Genomic DNA, 19867 nt, shown 5'->3' with positions numbered 1-19867 from the left:
TGTAATGCACGCGCTTTTGGCGGCCACCGCCTCCAACGGCAAACCCCCGCACCCTGAATGTTGACCAGGATGCGGGGGTAGCAGAAGGTGCGGGAGCTGAATCTCCTAGCGCTCTCCGACTACTCCTCCAGGCGGTCGTAGGCGGTGGCGGTCGGGTCGTCCAACTTGAACTCCTTCGCCGCCTTGGCAACGGTGTCCCACTCGACCTTGCCTTCGCGGGCCAGGCCGGTGAGGACTGCGACCACGATGGAGACATCGTCGACGTTGAAGAATCGACGTGCGCCCTCGCGGGTGTCGGCGAAGCCGAAGCCGTCCGCGCCCAGGGTGAGGTAATCACCCGGAACGGTGCGACGGATCATCTCCTGCAGGTCGGTGGCGTAGTCGGAGACGCCGACGAACGGGCCGTCGAAGCCCTCGAGCTGGGAGGTAGCGAAGGCCTTCTCCGGCTCGCGGCCCTCGCGCAGCGCCGCGGTCTCCTTGGCCGCCGCATCGCGGGCCAGCTCGGACCACGAGGTGACGGAGAACAGCGACGCCTTAACGTCGAACTTCTCCGCCAGGATCTCCTGCGCGCTAAGCGCGGCGTACATACCCACACCGGAGGCCAGAATGTTGGCCGGGATGGAGCCGGACTCGGCGGTGTTGAAGTGGTAGATGCCGCGGTGCAGGCCCTCGACGTCTAGGTCTTCCGGCTCGCCCGGCTGGTGGACCGGCTCGTTGTAGGTGGTCAGGTAGTAGATGACGTCTTCCGGGTTCTCGCCGTACATCCGGTCGATGCCGCGGGTGATGAGGTGCGTGACCTCGTAGCCGAAGGCCGGGTCGTAGGAGACCACACCCGGGTTCGTAGAGGCGAGGATAAGGGAGTGGCCATCCATGTGCTGCAGGCCCTCACCGGTCAGGGTGGTGCGGCCGGCGGTCGCACCGATGAGAAAGCCGCGGCCCATCTGGTCCGCAACCGCCCAGAATGCGTCGCCGGTGCGCTGGAAGCCGAACATGGCGTAGTAGATGTACACCGGAATCATCGGCTCACCGTGGGTGGCATACGAGGTGGCGGCGGCGGTAAACGATGCCGCACCGCCGGCCTCGGAAATACCTTCGTGCAGAATCTGGCCGTCGGTGGCCTCGCGGTAGGACAGCATCAGATCGTGGTCCACCGGGGTGTAGTTCTGGCCGTTCGGGTTCCAAATCTTCATGGTCGGGAACCAGGAATCCATACCGAAGGTGCGGGCCTCGTCCGGAATGATCGGCACGATGCGCTTCGCCAGCTCCTTGTCGCGCATGACCTCCTTGAGGGTGCGCACCAAGGCCATGGTGGTGGCGATCTCCTGCTTGCCGGAGTCCTTGCGCAGCTTCTTCATCTTGCTGATGTCCGGCGCCGGCAGCGGCTTGTATTCCACGCGCCGTTCCGGCAGAAAGCCGCCGAGCTCCTTGCGGCGCTCCAGCATGTACTTAATCTCCGGCGCGTCCATACCCGGGTGGTAGTACGGCGGCAGGTACGGATCCTTTTCCAGCTCTTCGTCGGAGATCGGGATCTGCTGCTTATCGCGGAACAGCTTGAGATCCTCAATGGCGATCTTCTTCATCTGGTGGGTCGCGTTGCGGCCCTCGAAGCTGTGGCCGAGGCCGTAGCCCTTAATGGTGTGCGCCAGGATGACCGTCGGCTTACCGGTACCGCGGTACTCCAGTGCCTTGGCGTACGCGGCATAGATCTTGCGGTAGTCGTGGCCACCGCGGCGTAGCGCCCAGATCTCGTCGTCGGACATGTCCTCCACCAGCTTGGCGGTACGCTCGTCGCGGCCGAAGAAGTGCTCGCGAACGTACGCGCCGTCGTTGGCCTTGAAGGTCTGATAGTCGCCGTCGCTGGTGGAGTTGATGAGGGCCACCAGGGCGCCGTCTTGGTCGGCCTTGAACAGCTTGTCCCAGCCGCGGCCCCAGACGACCTTGATGACATTCCAGCCGGCGCCGCGGAAGGTCGACTCCAGCTCCTGAATGATGTGGGTGTTGCCGCGCACCGGGCCATCGAGACGCTGCAGGTTGCAGTTGACGATGAAGGTCAGGTTGTCCAGGTTGTACAGCGACCCCATCTGCAACAGGCCACGGGATTCCGGCTCGTCCATCTCACCGTCACCCAGGAAGGCCCAGACGTGCTGCTTGCTGGTGTCCTTGATGCCACGCATCTCGAGGTACTTGTTAAAGCGTGCCTGGTAGATGGCGTTGGCCGGGCCCAGGCCCATGGACACCGTCGGGAACTCCCAGAAGTCCTCCATGCCGCGTGGGTGCGGGTACGACGGCAGTGCACGGCCCTTGTCCTTGCTGTACGACGCCTCCTGGCGGAAGCCGTCCAGGTCGTCTTCGCTTAGGCGGCCTTCCATAAAAGCACGGGAGTACATGCCTGGCGATGCATGCCCCTGGAAGAAGATCTGATCGCCGCGCTGGTCCGCGTCTTTGCCGCGGAAGAAGTGGTTGAGACCGACCTCATAGAGCGGGGCCGCACCTGCGTAGGTGGAAATGTGGCCGCCCACGCCGATGCCTGGGCGCTGTGCGCGGTGAACCATGATGGCCGCGTTCCAACGGATCCAGCGGCGGTACCGCTTCTCGATTTCCTCGTCGCCCGGAAACTCCGGTTCCAGATCGGTCGGAATGGTGTTGACCATGTCCGTATTGGTGACAGAGGGGAGCGGAACGCTTTGCGCGGTGGCGCGCTCCATCAGCCGCAGCATCAGGTAGCGGGCGCGTTCCGGCGACGACTCAGCGAGCAGCCCATCCAGGGAATCCATCCACTCCTGGGTCTCTTCGGGGTCGTTGTCGTTCAAGTAAGACGCGACACCGTCGCGGATCTGCGGGACAGTGGAGTCGCTGTTGCGCGAGTCCTGGTCAGCCATTCCAAACCTCCTCAGTGGGAAAACGCGATATAGCGTAAGGATACCGTGGCCAATTTTTGCCGCTCAATGAGTCGCATATCTTTCTCCGCTGCGGGAAGAAGTTCATGTTCAGTTAACATTCGCAGCACCGTGACATGCGGCGTCTGCTACCTACACCCTTTGATGGAGTGGGGTAAAACCGGGGGCACCAACGTGCAGAAATCCCTAGATATAAGCTGTAATGTGCCGTACATACCTCTCGGTGCACCCGCCGAGGGGCCGACTGAAACTCTCTAGGAGGACTAACACCGTGGTGAACGCTGCAGGCGTGACCAACGAAGACACCCGTTCGTACGCAGAAATTCTCGACATCGAAAAGGGCATGATCGCCCTTGAGGTCGGCTGGGACGAAGACTGCGATCCGGCAATTTCCGAGTCCATCGAGGATGTTCTTGGGGACGACTTCCTCGAAGACGACACCGATGAACTGTGCGACGTGGTGATCCTGTGGTGGCGCGACGAAGACGGCGACCTGGTGGATGGCCTCGTCGACTCCCTCCGGCCCGTCAGTGACGGCGGCCGCATTTGGCTTCTTACCCCCGGCGCCGGCAAGCCGGGCACCGTGGAACCCGGCGTTATCGCCGAGTCCGCCCAGCTGTCCGGTCTGGTGCAGACCAAGGCGGAGCGCCTGGGCGACTGGCAGGGGAGCTGCCTCGTCGGCCGCGGCTACACCAAGAAGTAACGCCCGCCGAGGGTGGCACGGCGCCGATTTGCTGCGTGCCGATGTCGTTGTCTAAGCTTTTATAAGCGCTTCGAAGCGCGCATGCGTCTTTAGCTCAGCTGGAAGAGCAACTGGTTTACACCCAGTAGGTCACAGGTTCGAGCCCTGTAGGACGCACAATCAACCCCCAGCTCATAGCCTCATCTCAGAGGCAGCGAGCTGGGGGTTCATCCAATTCGGCTACAAAATGGCCGCACGAGAATTACTCTCGGCCATCGCGCTGTGCTTTATTGCAAGTACGGGTCGATGCTGCAGAAGTATGCGAGCCGCTTTATAGAGGTGCCGTCTAGTGCTGGATGAGCTGGCTCTTCATTTCGGCGTAGGCCCGGGACATCCGGTCGTACTCGGACTCGCCGTACCACAGATTGCTGCTGCCATCGACGATGGTCGCGGGTAGTGATGCGCTGCCCAGGGACTCGAAGGGGAGCTCGTAGAGCAGCCCGCGGAAGAAGTTATACACCCGGTCGAACTTTTCACCGCCGAGCTGAGCGGACAGTTGGAAGACGTTTTCCGGCTGCGGGGTGTAGCCCTCTGCGTGAGCCACGCTGGGGGCGGAGGCAGCGATGGTGAGTGCAGCTACAAGCGATGCGATTTTCCTGCGCATGGTGCGTGTTGTCCTTTCGACAAGTGAAGCGGGCATGCGGCATGCCGCATGTACTTATCTTGCCGCCTTGCGGCAGGCGTTACACACACACCGCCTTCGAGGTCCGTCTGCTTGCCTATTCGCTGCGCGGGACGATGGCCCATTCGCCGGCGACCTTTTCTACGCGGGTGTCCAACCCGTAAAGCGTGCGGATGAGTTTCGGGGTGATGACGTCACTCGGCGCGCCGGCCGCCTGGACTTCACCGCCGTGCAGTGCGACGACGTGATCGGCATAGCGCAGGACGTGGGCGAGATCGTGGATCACCGCGATAAGCGTCTTTTCCCCGGTCAGCGTGCGCATGAGTTGCATGAACGAATGCTGGTAGCCAATGTCGAGCGCGCTGGTCGGCTCATCGAGCACTACCACGGGGGTGTTTTGCGCCAGCGCCATGGCAAACCACACGCGCTGCCGCTGGCCACCGGACAGGGCGGCAACCTCCTTGGTAGCTAGCTCCTCCACGCCGGCGGTGCGCATCGCCGCGTCTGTTTCGGCCACGTCCTGCTTACTGCGCCAGCCCATCATGCCTTGGTGCGCGAATCGTCCGCGGGAAACCAGCTCGCGCACGGTAATTCCTTCCGGCGCCGTGGCGTGCTGCGCCATGACGGCCATGCGCTTAGCTAGGTCGCGGCGGGAAATGTCCGCGGTCTTCTCGTCGCCGATATACACCGCGCCGGCCCGTGGCGATTCCAAGCGGGCGAGCGCGCGCACGAGAGTGGATTTGCCGCACCCGTTGGGGCCGATGACGGCGCTGAACTTGCCGGCGGGGAAGAGGGCGTCGACGGAATTGACGATGAGCGGCTCGGTACGTCCGTAGGCCACAGAAAGGTTTTCCGTACGCACGGCGGGTGGCGGGGTCGGGGCATTTTCCGTTGCCACGGGAGCGGAGTGAGGGTGGTTCGAAACGCGGGAAGTAGAAGCGGTCACAGTCAGTTACCGTCCTTTCGCCGAAGTGGAACGCGATTGCCAGAGCAAAAGTCCCACGAGGTAAATACCACCGGCGCATACGGTGATGAGGCCGGCGGGGAGAGTGATCGGGGAAAACAGTCGTTGGCCCGCGGTGTCCGCAACGAGCAGGAACAGCGCGCCGATGACACCCGAAAGAAGTAGGGGAGTGCGCGCGGTGCGGCTTATCATCCGTGCGATGTGCGGAGCTGCCAGGGCGATGAACGAAATCGGGCCCACCAGTGCGGTCGACAGGGCGATGAGCACGGTGCCAATGCAGACCATCGCGACGCGCGCGCGGTTGACGTCCAATCCGAGTGTCGCCGCCGGGGTCTCCCCGAGGGTTAGCACGTCGCACCAGCCACGCAGGAATAAACCGAGAACGCAGGCTATGAGGCCCAGCGCCCCCAGCGGGACGACCTGTGCCCACGACAGAGACGACAGCGTTCCCGCCGCCCACGTCGCCGCGCCGAGCGACTGCTCAAGCTCGCCGGACAGGATGAGCCATTTGTTTACTGCCGAGAGGAAGAAGGTCACGCCGATGCCGACGACGATGAGACGCGGGCCGCTGAGCCGCCCAGCGAATGTCAGCGCCATGATGACGAACGCGGCTACCGCGCCGCCACCCAGCGCGCCCAGGGCAATATTGAGTGCCGAGCTGAACCCGGCGAGGGTGACCACGATGACGCCGGTGTAGGCGCCGGTGTTGAACCCGATGATGTCCGGCGAGCCCAGCGGGTTGTGGGTGAGCACTTGGAACAGCGCACCGGAAATGCCCAGGCACATCCCCACGATGAGCGCCGCTACCACGCGCGGGGCGCGCCATTGCCACACCACAGTGGGCGCGAACCCCTCCGTCCCCGGGTGGAGAAGTGCGGTGAGAAGATCGGAACTGGTTTGTCCCGCGCCAGGCCCGAGTAGGGCGTACGCCATGGTGGCAAGCACCAAGGCGGCGACGAGGGAAGGCCGGATGAAATGCGAAAACCTCATAGTCGCCTCCCCGCGCGGTGCGACAGCAAGATCAAAACTGGGGCGCCCACCAGCGAGACCGCCACCCCGGCTGGGAGCTCAGACGTGGTGAGGAAACGGCCGACGATATCGGCACCTAGTAGGAAGAGCGGGCCGACCACAGCGCACGCGATGAGCTGCGAACGTTCCTCGTAGATGCCGCACAGACGCACAACGTGGGGGATGATAAGGCCCACGAAGACGATGGCGCCGGCCGCCGCGGTCGCGGTTGCGGCGAGAATGGTCACGGCCGCCAAGAGGCCGAGCCGGGTGAGCTGAACGTTGACACCGAGGCTTGCCGCGGCGTCATTGCCCAGCGCTAGCGCGGGTAGGTTGCGCGCGAAGATCGCGAGCAGCACGACGCCCACCCCTAAGCCGCAGGCGGTGATGACCACCGGCGGCCAGGAAGCGACGTCCACCGACCCGGTGACCCACGCGCGGATGCGCGCGAAAGTCCGCGGATCGAGCAGGATGAGCGCCTGCGAGATTCCCTCACACACCGCGCCGATGGCAACGCCCGCCAGGATGAGCCGGAGAGGATCCACGTCACCCAGACTCGAGCGGCCAAGGAGAGTAACCACCACCATCGTGGCGGCTGCTCCCACGATGGCGGCGAGAGAAAACATCAGTGGCAACTGCAGCCCGAGCCAGCCCATTCCGATAGCCGCCGCGAGGCTCGCGCCCACGTTGATGCCGAAAATGCCGGTGTCAGCGAGCGGGTTGCGGGTTACGATCTGTAGAACCGCGCCCGCGAGTGCTAGGGCGGAGCCGGCACACACGGCGACCAAAGTGCGCGGCAGGCGGCGTTCCCACACTGTGGAGGTGGCGATGCCCGGCTCCTTGTGGAGCGCAGACACAACGTCGTCTAAGGACAAGGCGCGGGCACCGAGCGCCAAGCTGGCGAGGGCGAAGGCCGCCAGGAGGGCGAAGCCCACAAACAGTACGACACCTAGGCGGCCGCCCGAGCGGCGGCCCGAGAGCGCGGAATATCGATAAGTGTCCTTATTCACATTCATGAGTAAAGGTATTTTTAGCGGGGACAAACTTAGGATAGGGTACCTTACTATGATTCATCTCAGTAAAAAACGGGCTCACGCTCCGCGCACAGCACTCCGTGGTTTCGCTGCCCTTTCCCTGACCGCAGCCCTTGCCGTCAGTGGCTGCTCCAGCTTGGAAAACGGCAACGAGGCAGACTCGTCGAACGCCGGTGACCAGTCTGTACAGTCGGAGTCGGCCGAGGCTAGCTCCACCAAGGAGGGCAACGCCAACTCCGCATCCGGCAAGGATTCGGTCGCTACCGGTGGCAACGAGTTCACTAAGGCAGAAGAGCAGACCAAGACCTTCGGCTCCGACGCACAGCCGGGGGAGTTCCCCCGCACGGTTAAGCACGCGCGCGGCACCACTGAGATCAAGGAAAAGCCGAAGCGCGTCGTCGTCCTGGAAAGTGGCGAGCTGGACTCCGTTCTCGCGCTTGGCATGAAGCCGGTGGGCATGACCGTGTCCAAGGGGCAGAACCCAGTGCCGGAATACATGGCGGATAAGGCTGAGGGCATCGAGACGGTGGGCACCAACACCGAGGTGAACCTGGAGAAGATCGCCGAGCTGAAGCCGGATCTCATCATCGGTTCCCAGCTGCGCTTGGACAAGCAGTACGACCAGCTTGCCGACATCGCGCCGACCGTCTTTTCCGTACGCCCGGGCTACACCTGGAAGGAAAACTTCCGCCTGGCAGCCGAGGCAATGGGCGAAGAAGAACGCGGCGAGGAAGTCATGGATGACTACAACCGCAAGATCGAAAAGGTCAAGGAAACCGTCAAGAACAAGTCCATCGACCCGGACGCTACGTTCACCATCTTGCGCTTCATGCCGGGCAAGATCCGTCTGTACGCAAACATGTCCCTGTCCGGCACCGTGCTTTCCGATGCCGGCCTGAAGCGACCCGAGAACCAGGACATCGACGAACTCGCCACGGAAATCTCCCCGGAGACTCTCGACGAGGCGGACGCGGACTACATCTTCTACTCCAGCTACGGCGATCCGTCCGCTACCGGGCAGGACACGGCGCTGGAGTCCGCAGCCTTCAAGTCGCTGCCGGCCGTCAAGGACGGGCACGTCTATGAGGTGAGCGACGACGCATGGGGCTTGGGCCTCGGCCCGCTCGGTGCCCAGCAGATCGCCAGCGACTTGGACGATCTCCTCAACCGCTAAGCGCGGCTCGGCACGAAATACTAGAAACGCTCGTTGCGCTGCGCGCGAAGCTTGGCATAGTGGTCCGGCTTCGCGCCGCCGTAGCGGGCGTGCCTGCGTCGTGCGGGGGACGCCGCGGCGCGCTGGGGAGCGCCCGGCGTGGTTTCGGGGGCGTGAGACGCGGCATCGCTAGACGCGGCATCGCCAGACGCGGTATCGGCAGACACGGCATAGTCACGCGCGGTAGCGCTGCGGGTGGCGGTGGAAGAGCGGCGTTGGCGCACCTCAGACCAGGCGAGGTAGCCGAAACCCAGCGGCGCCATGATCCCGAAAGCGATCCACTGGTAGCCGTAGGACAGGTGGTTGCCCCGGTCGAGCTGGGGGATGGGAATCGGGTGGAGAACGCCCGGTTTGTCGGCCGAAAGCTGGATGTAATCGGCGCCCAGTTTGGTATCGGTCAGCTCCGAAACCTGTTCGGGGTTCATGGAGTAGACCTGCGTGTAGCCCTCGCGATCAATGGGCGCGGACTCGTGTTTCGGCTCGCCCTTGCGCACGAGGCCCTCGATGGTCGTAGTTTCCTGCGGGGCGCGGGGAATGTCCGGCACGGCATTGGCCTCCCCAGCGGGCAGCCACCCGCGGTTTACCAGGAAGGTCGACCCATCGTCGGTCTGGAAGGGCACGAGCGACTGGTACGCCGGGCCCGAATCGACGGGACGCAGGCGCAGCAACACCTCCTTGTCCGCCAGGTAGTGCCCGGTCAGCGTGACGCGGGTCCATTCCTTACCGTCTTTCGCCGCGCCGCGATCGTCGACCGCGCTGTAAATAGGCACCGGATCGGCATCGTAAGCGGCTTCGATCTGCTGGTTCCGCGCGACAATCTGGTCGTCTTTGCCCAGCTGCCACGGGGCCAAGACGGTAAAGGCGAAGTAGGAAAAAACGACTACGAACAGGGCGAGAAGTACCCAGTTAGGGCGTAGAAATTCCCGCCACCAGCTCTGGCGCTTGTCGGTCGCAGCAGTCACGGAGAGTTATTTTAGTTCCTCGCGCACCCACTGAACCAAGCCGTCGAGCGCGGCCTCAATATCCGCGCGCGCTTGCGCGAAGTCATCGGCGGTGCCGTAGTACGGGTCGTCAACCTCCGCGCCGCGCGGGGCCGAGGTATCGAAACTGCGGAACAGGCGGACCCGCTCCGGGTCGGCGCCCTTGTCGATGAGCGCGTCCCGGTGACCAGCATCCATCGCCACGAGCAGGTCGGCTTGGAGGTCAGCGCTGTTGAGCTGGCGGGCACGGTGCTTGCGGCCGTCGTGGCCGGAGCGCTGCAGCTCCGCGACGGCGCGCTCGTCGGCCCCTTCGCCGACGTGCCAGCCGCCCAGACCGCACGACGACACCGTGGTCACATCGTCCAGCCCCTCCTCTTCGAGGCGGTCCCGCAGGATGATTTCCCCCATCGGGGAACGGCAGATGTTGCCGGTGCATACCACCACGATGTTCAGGGAATCGTTCGAATGAGCAAGTGCCATGGTCCGGAATCTACCTTTCAACGGGGTGGATAGAGGCACCGCTAGGATATAGCAGCACGTGGGCTCCAGCCCAAGCCGCAGCGAACGAGGGAGGACGACGCGATGAGCACTCACCCCGGCCCCGACACCAACGCCGGCACGGGGGCCGACGCCGCCACCGGCACGAGCGTGACGGTGGAATCCATCCGCCAGACCATGGACGCGGCCTATCCGCCGCGCTTGGCGGAAAAGTGGGACGCCGTCGGTCTTATCTGCGGGGACCCGCATGCCCCGGTGCGAAAGGTGGCCTTCGCCCTGGATTGCACCGATGAAGTAGCTCGCCGCGCGGTAGACATCGGCGCGGACATGCTCATCGTTCACCACCCGCTGTTGCTGCGCGGGGTGGAATCGGTCGCGGCCGACACTCCTAAGGGGCGGGTGCTCCACACCCTGATCACCGGGGGAGTAGCCCTTTTCGCTGCCCACACCAATGCGGACAAGGCCCGGCCCGGGGTCAACGACAAACTCGCCGAGCTCGTCGGCATCACCCCGGGGAGGCCGATCGTCCCCGAGACGCCTCCGGCGCGCGATAAGTGGGGCGTGAATGTACCAGTGGACGCGGCCGAGGCCGTCAAGGATGCCGTCTTCGCGGCCGGCGCCGGGGAAATTGGAAACTACCGCCGGTGCGCGTATGAGACCACGGTCGCCGGCCAATTCGAACCGGTTGCAGGCGCCGAGCCCGCCGAGGGCGAAATTGGGGTGCTGCACCGCGGGGAGGAGGCGCGCGTGGAGTTCGTGGCCCCCGCCGCGCGGCGCGCGGCCATCGTCGACGCGCTGCGCGCGGCTCACCCGTACGAGGAACCCGCCTTCGACGTCACCGCGATGCAGCCAGATGGGGATCTGGACAAGGCGGAAGGGCTGGGGCGCGTCAGCGAGCTGCCGGAGCCGATGAGTTTGCGGCAGTTTACCCAGCAGGTAGCTAATGCGCTGCCGGAAACCGCCTGGGGAGTGCGCGCAGCCGGAGATCCCGACCAGATGGTCTCGCGGGTCGCGGTGTCCTCCGGTGCAGGTGACAGCTTTTTGGACGCGTCCACTAAGCTTGGCGTGGATGTCTACGTGACGTCGGATATGCGCCACCACCCCGTCGACGAGCACCTGCGGGCAGGCGGCCCCGCGGTCATCGACACCGCGCACTGGGCTAGCGAGTTCCCGTGGACCGCGCAGGCAGCCGAGGTCATTCGCGCACACCATGATGTGGAGTGCGACGTCATTTCCGTGCGGACCGACCCGTGGACTGTGTCCGCGCACCCCGCGACCGACAACTAACTACAGGAGGACGACGTGAAGCTGGACGTTTCGCTGCAACCGCAGCTACTCGAACTGGCCAACCTCGAGCGAGCAGCCGACCATTCGGGATCGGTGGAGCCGGCCCCCACCCCGGAGCAGGACGAATTGGACAAGGCGCAAGCTCGGCACTCTCGCCTGCAGTCGGCGGCAGCCTCGGCGCAGATGGCTGTCGATGACATGGAGCGCGAGATCCTGCGTATTCAGGCAGACGAGCGCAAGCTGCGCCGCCGCGAGCGCGACGACAAGCGCCAACTGTCTGCCGAAACGGATCCGGAGCGCCGCCGCGACTTGGAGCACGACCGCTACGCCGCCAAGTCGCGCATCGCCGATCTGCTCAGCGAGCTTAAAGAAGCGCACAACGAAATCCACGCGCTGCGCAACAACGTCGACGTGCACGGCGCGAAGCTGGACGAATCCGAACGTAAGTTGGACGCCGCGCGCCGGGCCGCGGATGCCGCCGCGGAAGCCGAGTCGAACAAGCCGGACCCGGCGGTGCGAATCTCCGAGCTGCGCGCTGCGCTGCCGGACGATGTACTGGCGGAGTACGAGACCCAGCGCACCGAAAACGGCGTCGGCGTCGCGGAGTTTAAGGCGGCCAAGACCTGCGGCGGCTGCTTCATCGTCCTGCCGCCCGCCGATCGCTCGGCCGTGCGCAACGCTGCCGCCAATGAGCTGCCGCAGTGCCCCGACTGCGGCTCCTACCTCGTCCGCCCGGCGTCCTAAACGCCTTCTCACACACAGTCAAAGGAGCGCTGCATAGCCCATGAAGCTCGTCATCTTCGCCGACGGCGGTTCGCGCGGCAACCCAGGCATCGCCGGGTCAGGCACCGTGGTCTTCGACGCCAGCGGGAAAAAGCGCCTGCGCGAAATCGTCTACGTGGTGGGCACACGCTCGACTAATAACGTCGCGGAGTACCACGGGCTGCTCCGCGGCCTCGAGGCCGCCGTGGACATGGGCGCTCAAGACGTCGAGTTTTACATGGACTCCAAGCTCGTTGTCGAGCAGATGAACGGCCGGTGGAAGATCAAGCACCCCGACATGCGGGAACTCGCTCTGAAAGCCCGCAAGCTCATCGATTCCCTCGAGTCCTTCCAGCTGGAGTGGGTGCCGCGTGCCAAAAATAAGGTCGCGGATAAGCTGTCCAACGATGCGATGGACGCCGCGGCCACAGGCCACGCGCCGGGCATCGTCGGGGGAGAAAAGGGCGATGCGGCCGCGCACAAGGATAAGGCGCAGCGGGAAAGCGGGGCATCGACAAGCGAGGCATCCGCAGGCACCGACTCGGACCGCGACGTTGCAGCGGGCGCGGCGCTGACCTCGCCGGCCGATTGGCACCGCGACCGCGGGGAGGTGACCCGGTTCATCCTGCTGCGCCACGGGCAGACCGAAATGTCGGTGCACAAGCAGTACTCCGGTGTTTCCGACCCGCGGCTTACAGCGGTGGGCGAACAGCAGGCGCTGGCCGCGGCGCAGGCCCTGGCCGCGCGGTGGGGGACCGGTGAGGAGTGCCGCATTGACGCGGTGGTCTCCTCGCCGCTTATCCGGGCCACGGAAACTGCCTCGGCGGCCGCGGAATTGCTCGGCCGCGACGTCGTGGACGTGCCGAATCTTGCCGAGCTAGATTTTGGCGATTGGGAGGGGCTGACCTTCGACGAGGTGGCCCGCCGCGACCCGGAGGCGCACGCGCAATGGCTCACGGACGCGTCGGTGGCGTGCCCGGGTGGGGAGTCGCTGCAGCAACTCCACCGCCGCGTGCGCAAGGTGCGCCGCCAGCTAGAAGAGGACTACCGCGGCAAAACCGTGCTGGTGGTCTCCCACGTCAACCCGATTAAGTCGTTCCTGCGGCAGGGGCTCGATGCCGGCCCAGTGATGTTCCGCCGGCTGTTTTTGGATCTCGCTTCGCTGTCCGAGGTGGAGTTCTACAGCGCGGGCGGCGCGCTCGTGCGCGGGGTGAACGATATTGGTCACCTCGCGGCAATCGACTAAGATGAGCGTTCGCGAATGAGCCGGCCGGGCGAACGCGGCGCGCGAACCGCCCACCTGGAAATCAGGTGGCGTAGCGCGCGTCGAGGAAAGTCCGGACTCCACAGAGCACGGTGGTTGCTAACAGCAACCCGGGGTGACCCGCGGGCAAGTGCAACAGAAAGTATTCCGCCCAGCCTGTGCGCTGGGTAAGGGTGAAAGGGTGCGGTAAGAGCGCACCAGCATCCCAGGTGACTGGGGTGGCTGGGTAAACCCCACCGGGAGCAAGGCATCACGGCCCGTCCACCGCGGCGGGCCCGATCAGGCCGAGTAGGTTGCTCGCCGAAGCCTGAAGGTAGCTGCTTGAGGCGGTCAGCGATGGCCGACCCAGATGGATGTTCGCCGCGCTGTACGGCTCGTCGTGGCCTGTGCAGCGGCAAGACAGAATCCGGCTTACAGGCCGACTCATTCGCCCTACTTTTCTTCCCCGGCACTTTGGGCCGCAGACGCGTACTGCGAGGTGTGTGGAACAATGGCGCGACATGAAGCTATACGCCGCTGAGCTCGATTTCCGCAGCATCGCCGACGAACACGACGTGGACACGGAATTTCCCGCCGACGTGGACGCAGAAGCGAAAGAAGCAACCGACCGTTTCGCTGAGGCACGCCGCGACGCCCGCGAGATCCCGTTTGTCACCATCGACCCGGCCGGTTCGATGGATTTGGATCAGGCGGTGTGCATCGAAGGCGGGATGGATGGTTCTGGTTTCCGCGTCTACTACGCCATCGCGGACGTTGCCGCCTTCATCGAGCCCGGCTCGGCGCTGGAGGAGGAATCCCTACGGCGCGGGCAGACCATCTACCTCCCGGACGAGCCGGCCCGCCTGCACCCGAAGTCGCTGTCGGAGGATCGCGCTTCCCTTCTGCCGGAGGTGGATCGGCTCGCGGTGCTGTGGACCATCGACCTGGATGCCGCCGGCGAGGTCGAGGATTTCAATGTCGAGCGCGCGCTGGTGCGCTCGCGCAAGCGTTTCGATTACGAAGAGGTGCACGACGATCTCACGCGCGGTCAGCTGCATTCATCGATTGCGCTGCTGCCGCAGGTAGGCAAACTCCGGCAGGCGTCGGCTCTGCGCCGGGAGGCCATCAATCTGCGTCTTCCCTCCCAGCGCGTCGCGGAGCTTGACGATGGCACCTTCGAGCTCGTCATCGAGCCACGATTCGAGGTCCACGACTTTAATTCCGAGATTTCGCTTCTCACCGGAATGTGCGCGGGCCAGCTCATGGAGGACCACGGCGTCGGGTTCCTTCGCACCCTCCCCGGGGCTACCGCGGAGGCGGAAGCAGAGTTTCGCCGCGAGGCCACAGCCCTCGGGTTTGACCTGGGGGAGAAGTCCATCCCGGAGTTTTTGCTGGACGTCGATGCCGCGTCGCCGCGCGGAATGGCGGTGATGCGGGAGGCGCAGCACCTGTTGCGCGGCGCGGATTACGTGTGGTTAGAGGACGGCGACGCCGAGGTGCACGCCGGCATCGGCGGGTACTACTCGCACGTCACGGCGCCGCTGCGGCGGTTGGTGGACCGCTTCGCCACCGAAGTCTGCCTTGCGTTGCAGGCGGGCGAGGACATCCCGGAATGGGTAAGCGAGCGTGCCGATGCCGTGATAAAGACCATGCGCTCAAGCTCGCAGCTTGCCTCCCAGGTGGATAACGCCTGCCTGCACCTCACGGAGGCGACCGTGCTCAAGCCCTGGGAGGGTCAGAGCTTTGAGGCGGTGGTGCTCACCGTCAGGGAGAAGACCGACGATCACCCGGCGAGCGCGCGCATCTTCGTGGCGGAGCCGCCGCTTCTGGCGCAGTGCATCGGCAATCCGGAGCAGGGGAGCAAGACGACGGTCACGCTGGTGACGGCAAACCCAGACAAGCGCGAGGTGACCTTCGCCTGGCCAGCCGACTAGTCACCGAGCTGGTGGGCACACGCCGGATCACCGGCGCTGAGCGGCGTGACGATGAGCCCGTCCGCGGCCAGGTCGGCGGCGAAGTTCGTCGCCTTGGCACCGGGTACGAAAGCGATGGCGGCCGCGGCCAGGCCGCCGCAGGCAGCGCGTGCTGCGGCGGCGCCGCGCATGCGTGCTAGATCCACGAGTTGGTCGGCGGCATCCAAGTGGAAGTCGCGGTGGAGCGCCGCCTGGGAGTCACTCAGCAGCGGGAAAAGGGCCGCGCCGCTACGGGAGCGCAGCGTGCTCGCCACCTGCAGCGCGCGGTTGGTCTCCGCGGCGTAGAAGTCGAGCCACGCCCGAGCCGCGGCGAGGGTCGGGCGGTTCTCGGCTCCGTGGACGGCATGGACGGCGTCTAGCCAGTCGATGACGCGGGACTCGGCGTCGGGCAGCGCCCGCAGCGATTCGGTGCCGAAGGCGCGGCAGGCTGCCTGCAGGAAAGAGCGGCGGGCGCGCAGTTCCGGCAGGGCGGATTCCATCGAGTCGGTTCGCGCGGGGATGGTGCGCGGCTCGGTGCCCGGCACGGCAATGACGAACCCGCATAGCTCCCGGTTGAGCGGGTGCGGAGCCTGGGTCAGCGAGCCGTCGGCGTAGTTGAGGACGGACACGGTCTGCCCGCTCCCGCGGACGCTGGCTGCGTGGCGGGCATGGGCCACCGGCAGGGCGCTGAACGCCGTGACGGCCTGGGTGCAGATTTCGGTCACGCGGGTGCGCAGCGGGGCCTCGTCGATGTCGCTGTGTCCGCTGAGCATGGCGATGGCGACCGCGGCGTCACAGGCCGCGCCCGCGCCCAAGCCGGCGTGCGGCGGGATGTCGCTGACAATGGTGAAGTCCCACCCCGGGGTGTCGCGAGAGAGCACCTGGCGGTTGATCATCATCCAGACGACGCCGCCGAGGCGGGCCGCGAGGCCGCCGGTCGGCGCGGCGGGGCGGTGGGGCAGGCCGGATTCATCCACCTCCGCGGGCATGGCGGCGAACTGCTCAGCCAGCTTGGAATAGGTAGTGGAGTCCTCGGCGGTCACCACGTCTTGCGTGACGGTGGTTTGCAGCACGCGGACTGTCACCGCGTCATCGTGCCGCGGGCTCGCCGCTACCCCCACGCGCAAGCTCGCCAGCCCAGTGATGACGACGCCGCCGTAGACGTCGGTATGCTCCCCGACAAGCTCCCAGGTCGCCGGTGCGCTGCCAGCGTGCGTCGCATCGACGCCGTGCGCCTCGCGGTGCGCGGTCACCGCGCGTTCAACGGCGGGGCGATTGGGTTCGGGCCACAAGGGCATAGCGAGATGAACTCCTTATTTTCTTTGGATACCGGTGCACGTACGGCGCCTGAAAGACCGAGCGCGCCGCCCACGTGCATACTGCGGGACAAACGCCAAAGGACAATAGCGTACACAGTCTAACCATGCCGCACGCGCACCCGCTGTCGCCCTCGACAAGGCTCTTGCGGCGGGTACCCTCGCTAGCACCGCCCGTCATACCGCGGGCACGTACCCGACAGAAAAGGAGTAACCAGCATGGCCGCAGAAGATCAGAAGTGGTACTACAACCCGTCGACCGGCGAGGTGAACCAGGGCAAGGAATCGGGCTGGGACGACCGCATGGGTCCGTACGACACCGAGGAAGAAGCACGCAACGCGCTGGGGATTGCGAACCAGCGCAATGAACAGGCAGATAAGGCCGAGGAGGCCGACGACGACTGGGGCGAGCCGGCCTCCTGGGAGAAGTAACTACTTCATCTTCTTCTTTAGGGCCTTGAACGCGGACTTGATGTCCTTGGCCGCCTCGGAGTAATCGTCCAGCGCGGCCAGCCCAATGGCCCGCTCGCGCTGGTAGAGGAGACCGTATCCGAAGGTATCCTCCCCGCGGCGACGCGCCGTCGCCGCCACCTTGAGTAGCTTGTCGCGCGAGGTCACCGAATCCTGGAAGTCACCGAGCACGGACTGCATTTTCTTGCACGCCTTGTACAGGCGCTTCGTCTTAAGCGAGGTAGCGGAACCGGCGGCTTCGGCGGCGTAGCGCAACTTCTTTGCCGCCTTGCGCATGTCGTGGAAGTAGTCCTCGCGCTCGTGCAGGCTTAGCTCGTCGTTGTCCCAGTTGCTGACGGCCTTCTCGTGCCGCTTGCGCAGCTTCTTGTAAGCCTTCTCCAGGTGGGCGACCATGACGGTTTCCATGTCCTGCGGCTCGTCCTTCGCGGCAACGGACTTCTTCTCGCCGCCCTTCGGCTCTTCGGCCTTGGGATCCTCGTCGGAGGAAGACTGCTCCGGCTCTGCGGCGGTGCCATCCGCGGCAGAGTCCTGGTTCTGGGGCCGCTCCTCGTCCTGTTCGTCCTGCTCGTCGTCTTCGTTGGCTACGGGCGGATCGGCCAGCAGGCGATCGAGGGATTCCAAAAGCTCCAGGTAGCGGTCCGAATCCAGCGCGGACACCACGCGGCGATGCGCCTTGCGGTAAGCCTCGCCCATGTCGTGCGCCAGGTGCTGGCGGGTGGCCTCGTCGAGAGTGTCGGAGTCCTCGTCCGCGAGTAGCTTTTGCCAGCGCTCTTCGACAACTTCGGCATCGCGAGCGGTGCCCAGGATGCCTGCAAGCATCTTCAGCTCGGATTCGATGCGCTCGATCTCCGGGCCGGTGACGATGCCGTGGAAAGTCTGCAGGTGGCTGCGCAGCTCACGCGTGGCCACGCGCATCTGGTGGACGGAGTCCCACTCGTCGGCGCGGACCTTCGGGTCGTAGGCGACCAGCTTGTCGCGGTTTGCCTGCAGCGCGGCGACGACCGCGGCGGCGGGGGAGTCCTCGTCCACGTCCGGGGTCACCATGGAAGGCGGCAGCGGAGCGTTATTAATGGAACTTCCCAGCGCGCTCTGCAGCTTCGACGACGAGGACGCGACACGGGCGCCGGCGCCGATGAGCAAAGACGTGGCGTGGCGGATTAAAAGGGTGCCTTCTTCGGTGCCCGGCATATCGCCGGCGAGTTCAACCTCCCACTCACGCCACGAGGTCTCGGTCCCGCCCGGAAGTAGGGACCAAGCGGTGACGTGGTCGTCACAGAATTCCGCCACCGGGGAGCCGCCGCGCATCAGCGTGGACTCGGTGCGCTTGTTGTCCACCTGCGCGATGGGCTCGACGTCGTTGTGGCGGATGATGGAGCGCACGTGGCCCAGCAACTCATCCGGGACCCGGTACATTCCGTCCACCGGCTCGCCGAGTTCGGCGTGGATTTCCTTGCGGCCGCCGTCACCGGGAACCTTCAAGTGCCATCCGTCGTCGTTACCACCGGTGCGGCGGCGCAAGGTGATCTTATTGCGGGTGAGGCGAAGGTCCTCGGTGTCGTAGTAAATCGCAGACAGCGAGTGGTTGTTGACCTCTCCGATGCTGTCGACTTCCTCCAGTCGGGTTAGTTCCGGCGTGAGGGTCGATTCAGCAACTGCGAACTTCGCTTCTACTTCAAGGAAACTTTGCGTAGACATGCATGCACCTTAATTCATCGTGGAGAAAGGACGACTTATGCGGTTCGCCTTCACCCTACCCGCGGTCCGAATGGTCTAACCGCAAATCGCTCGCTGCCCGGCAAGGCCGGCACTGTCACCGCCGAGGTGGGACCTGTCTGCCGCGGATGCGCCGTCAGTGAATCCGGTGACGTGCGAAGCGGATAGGTGCATGACTCGGAGATTGGGAAACAGCTCGTTCATCGCATCCACGGCTCGGTCGTACCGCGCCGTGAGCGCGGGAAGGGACTCGGCCAGCGCTACCGCGGTTGTGTCAGAGGTGCCGTCTTCGTCGCCGTCCGAGGCATGCGGTGCGGTGGTTGCTGTATCCAGCAACTGCGATATCCGGTCCGCGTAGGCAATCCAGAAGCTGCGGCGGTACGCGGCGGTCTCATTGTTGGCGCGGGCAGCGGCGGCATTCGGGCTGCGGTCCAGGAAGAACGCGCACTGTCGATTGAGACTTCGGTAAAGGTCAATAACGTGCTCGACGTCGCTGGGGGAACCGAAGACGGTGGCGATGCCGTGTTTGTTGAGAAGTAGCGTCGCAGTGCCATTGAAGTGCGCGATGCAGGCCAGCAAGTGATACTGCTGCCTAACCCACGGGGAATGGATATACACCCGGCGGGTAATGACGCGCAGGTTTTCTGGTTCTTTAGCTTCTTCAATGCGGTAGCGCTGGCGCAGCATTTGAGCCTTGGCCACGAGCGATTCCGCCTCGTCGCTAAATTGGGTCGATTCGGCCTTGCGCAAAAGTTTCTCGACGCGTTCCCGAGCGCGCTGTTGTTTGTCGGTGAGGTTGGAATTGCTGGGATCGCTGTAGGTGGCGGTGAGCAAAGCGGCATCGTCAAGCTGGCCCAAGCTCGGCATCAGCTTGAGCATGCGGTGCAGATCTTTGTCGGCGACGTCGGTCTGGGTCGGCGGGCCGAGGCGCAGCCACGCTTTGCGCAGAGTGACTGTCTGGATGTTCGCAGGAATAAAGGGGGCTGCCTCAAAGAGGAGGGGATGGCTTGCGGGGCCGAGAACGTGGAGCAGATCGTCTGGTCCCCAGCCGTATTTGGCGAGGAAAATAATGAGGTTTACTACACGGCTACGGAGTGAGATCGGCAGGGGCATGAGAGTCATCCTTTTCGAATATGTGTTTCATTCGCGTGGCTTACTCTGGCAC

At 64.8% G+C, this 19867-nt stretch carries 17 protein-coding genes, 1 tRNA gene and 1 other RNA gene; 9 read left to right on the top strand and 10 right to left on the bottom strand.

From position 1 onward, the window contains the following. Positions 1–119 precede the first annotated feature (119 nt). A complete protein-coding gene (aceE, locus tag CMASS_RS07440) occupies positions 120–2879 on the bottom strand; it encodes a pyruvate dehydrogenase (acetyl-transferring), homodimeric type (RefSeq protein WP_022862387.1) in 2760 nt (919 codons plus the stop codon). Between the two features lie 289 nt (positions 2880–3168). On the opposite strand from aceE, the gene CMASS_RS07435 reads away from it, so the two are divergent. Continuing rightward, entirely contained in the window at positions 3169–3600 is a 432-nt protein-coding gene (locus CMASS_RS07435) for a DUF3052 domain-containing protein (RefSeq protein WP_022862386.1), read from the top strand. A gap of 83 nt (positions 3601–3683) precedes the next feature. After that, positions 3684–3756 (top strand) — tRNA-Val (locus tag CMASS_RS07430). A 169-nt stretch (positions 3757–3925) separates the two neighbouring features. On the opposite strand, the gene CMASS_RS07425 is transcribed toward CMASS_RS07430, so the two are convergent. From CMASS_RS07425 to CMASS_RS07410, 4 genes are all read right to left on the bottom strand, one after another. After that, positions 3926–4243: a hypothetical protein gene (locus CMASS_RS07425; protein ID WP_022862385.1), complete on the bottom strand. Its 318-nt coding sequence runs from the start codon at positions 4241–4243 to the stop codon at positions 3926–3928. Positions 4244–4358: 115 nt separating this feature from the next. Continuing rightward, entirely contained in the window at positions 4359–5102 is a 744-nt protein-coding gene (locus tag CMASS_RS07420; RefSeq protein WP_240482738.1) for an ABC transporter ATP-binding protein, read from the bottom strand. Positions 5103–5213: 111 nt separating this feature from the next. Then, the gene (locus CMASS_RS07415; protein ID WP_022862383.1) at positions 5214–6215 is read right to left on the bottom strand and encodes a FecCD family ABC transporter permease; all 1002 of its coding nucleotides are present in this window, start codon (positions 6213–6215) and stop codon (positions 5214–5216) included. Further along, positions 6212–7243 (bottom strand): FecCD family ABC transporter permease, encoded by a 1032-nt coding sequence (locus CMASS_RS07410; RefSeq protein ID WP_027018521.1) that lies wholly within the window; start codon positions 7241–7243, stop codon positions 6212–6214. Before CMASS_RS07410 ends, CMASS_RS07415 begins: the two co-directional genes overlap by 4 nt. Before the next feature lie 55 nt (positions 7244–7298). Between CMASS_RS07410 and CMASS_RS07405 the strand changes: the two genes are divergently transcribed. Next, positions 7299–8441: an ABC transporter substrate-binding protein gene (locus tag CMASS_RS07405; protein ID WP_027018520.1), complete on the top strand. Its 1143-nt coding sequence runs from the start codon at positions 7299–7301 to the stop codon at positions 8439–8441. Between the two features lie 20 nt (positions 8442–8461). On the opposite strand, the gene CMASS_RS07400 is transcribed toward CMASS_RS07405, so the two are convergent. Continuing rightward, a complete protein-coding gene (locus CMASS_RS07400; RefSeq protein ID WP_022862380.1) occupies positions 8462–9442 on the bottom strand; it encodes an SURF1 family cytochrome oxidase biogenesis protein in 981 nt (326 codons plus the stop codon). 6 nt (positions 9443–9448) lie between these two features. Further along, complete coding sequence (locus CMASS_RS07395) at positions 9449–9940, bottom strand: low molecular weight protein-tyrosine-phosphatase (RefSeq protein WP_022862379.1); 492 nt, start codon at positions 9938–9940, stop codon at positions 9449–9451. Between the two features lie 102 nt (positions 9941–10042). Between CMASS_RS07395 and CMASS_RS07390 the strand changes: the two genes are divergently transcribed. The 5 genes from CMASS_RS07390 to CMASS_RS07370 all read left to right on the top strand — a co-directional run bounded on the left by CMASS_RS07390 (position 10043) and on the right by CMASS_RS07370 (position 15184). After that, a complete protein-coding gene (locus tag CMASS_RS07390) occupies positions 10043–11245 on the top strand; it encodes a Nif3-like dinuclear metal center hexameric protein (RefSeq protein WP_022862378.1) in 1203 nt (400 codons plus the stop codon). A gap of 15 nt (positions 11246–11260) precedes the next feature. Further along, entirely contained in the window at positions 11261–11989 is a 729-nt protein-coding gene (locus CMASS_RS07385) for a zinc ribbon domain-containing protein (RefSeq protein ID WP_022862377.1), read from the top strand. Positions 11990–12029: 40 nt separating this feature from the next. After that, the gene (locus tag CMASS_RS07380) at positions 12030–13253 is read left to right on the top strand and encodes a bifunctional RNase H/acid phosphatase (protein ID WP_022862376.1); all 1224 of its coding nucleotides are present in this window, start codon (positions 12030–12032) and stop codon (positions 13251–13253) included. A 16-nt stretch (positions 13254–13269) separates the two neighbouring features. Beyond that, positions 13270–13701: RNase P RNA component class A (gene rnpB / locus CMASS_RS07375), an RNA gene on the top strand. 70 nt (positions 13702–13771) lie between these two features. After that, positions 13772–15184 (top strand): RNB domain-containing ribonuclease, encoded by a 1413-nt coding sequence (locus CMASS_RS07370; protein WP_022862375.1) that lies wholly within the window; start codon positions 13772–13774, stop codon positions 15182–15184. Here CMASS_RS07370 and CMASS_RS07365 read toward each other — a convergent pair. Next, a complete protein-coding gene (locus tag CMASS_RS07365; protein ID WP_022862374.1) occupies positions 15181–16500 on the bottom strand; it encodes a galactokinase family protein in 1320 nt (439 codons plus the stop codon). The two genes, CMASS_RS07370 and CMASS_RS07365, sit on opposite strands and share 4 nt — an antisense overlap. A 237-nt stretch (positions 16501–16737) precedes the next feature. On the opposite strand from CMASS_RS07365, the gene CMASS_RS07360 reads away from it, so the two are divergent. Then, entirely contained in the window at positions 16738–16950 is a 213-nt protein-coding gene (locus tag CMASS_RS07360) for a hypothetical protein (RefSeq protein ID WP_022862373.1), read from the top strand. On the opposite strand, the gene CMASS_RS07355 is transcribed toward CMASS_RS07360, so the two are convergent. Next, positions 16951–18684, bottom strand: coding sequence for a CYTH and CHAD domain-containing protein (locus CMASS_RS07355; RefSeq protein WP_022862372.1), 1734 nt, complete (start codon positions 18682–18684; stop codon positions 16951–16953). A gap of 75 nt (positions 18685–18759) precedes the next feature. Then, positions 18760–19815 carry a DUF2786 domain-containing protein gene (locus CMASS_RS07350; RefSeq protein WP_022862371.1) on the bottom strand — a complete coding sequence of 352 codons (1056 nt, stop codon included), beginning with the start codon at positions 19813–19815 and terminating at the stop codon, positions 18760–18762. Positions 19816–19867: the final 52 nt, after the last annotated feature.

The sequence above is a fragment of the Corynebacterium massiliense DSM 45435 genome (assembly GCF_028609805.1).
GTDB lineage: Bacteria > Actinomycetota > Actinomycetes > Mycobacteriales > Mycobacteriaceae > Corynebacterium > Corynebacterium massiliense.
Note: the sequence above shows the minus strand (reverse complement) of the source record. Positions and strands in the feature narration are given on the sequence as shown.

Excerpts from the sequence above, each read along its gene's own strand:
- aceE (WP_022862387.1), bottom strand. The coding sequence starts at position 2,879 with ATGGCTGACCAGGACTCGCGCAACAGCGACTCCACTGTCCCGCAGATC.
- CMASS_RS07425 (WP_022862385.1), bottom strand. The coding sequence starts at position 4,243 with ATGCGCAGGAAAATCGCATCGCTTGTAGCTGCACTCACCATCGCTGCC.
- CMASS_RS07415 (WP_022862383.1), bottom strand. The coding sequence starts at position 6,215 with ATGAGGTTTTCGCATTTCATCCGGCCTTCCCTCGTCGCCGCCTTGGTG.
- CMASS_RS07405 (WP_027018520.1), top strand. The coding sequence starts at position 7,299 with ATGATTCATCTCAGTAAAAAACGGGCTCACGCTCCGCGCACAGCACTC.
- CMASS_RS07395 (WP_022862379.1), bottom strand. The coding sequence starts at position 9,940 with ATGGCACTTGCTCATTCGAACGATTCCCTGAACATCGTGGTGGTATGC.
- CMASS_RS07390 (WP_022862378.1), top strand. The coding sequence starts at position 10,043 with ATGAGCACTCACCCCGGCCCCGACACCAACGCCGGCACGGGGGCCGAC.
- CMASS_RS07380 (WP_022862376.1), top strand. The coding sequence starts at position 12,030 with ATGAAGCTCGTCATCTTCGCCGACGGCGGTTCGCGCGGCAACCCAGGC.
- CMASS_RS07370 (WP_022862375.1), top strand. The coding sequence starts at position 13,772 with ATGAAGCTATACGCCGCTGAGCTCGATTTCCGCAGCATCGCCGACGAA.
- CMASS_RS07365 (WP_022862374.1), bottom strand. The coding sequence starts at position 16,500 with ATGCCCTTGTGGCCCGAACCCAATCGCCCCGCCGTTGAACGCGCGGTG.
- CMASS_RS07360 (WP_022862373.1), top strand. The coding sequence starts at position 16,738 with ATGGCCGCAGAAGATCAGAAGTGGTACTACAACCCGTCGACCGGCGAG.
- CMASS_RS07355 (WP_022862372.1), bottom strand. The coding sequence starts at position 18,684 with ATGTCTACGCAAAGTTTCCTTGAAGTAGAAGCGAAGTTCGCAGTTGCT.
- CMASS_RS07350 (WP_022862371.1), bottom strand. The coding sequence starts at position 19,815 with ATGCCCCTGCCGATCTCACTCCGTAGCCGTGTAGTAAACCTCATTATT.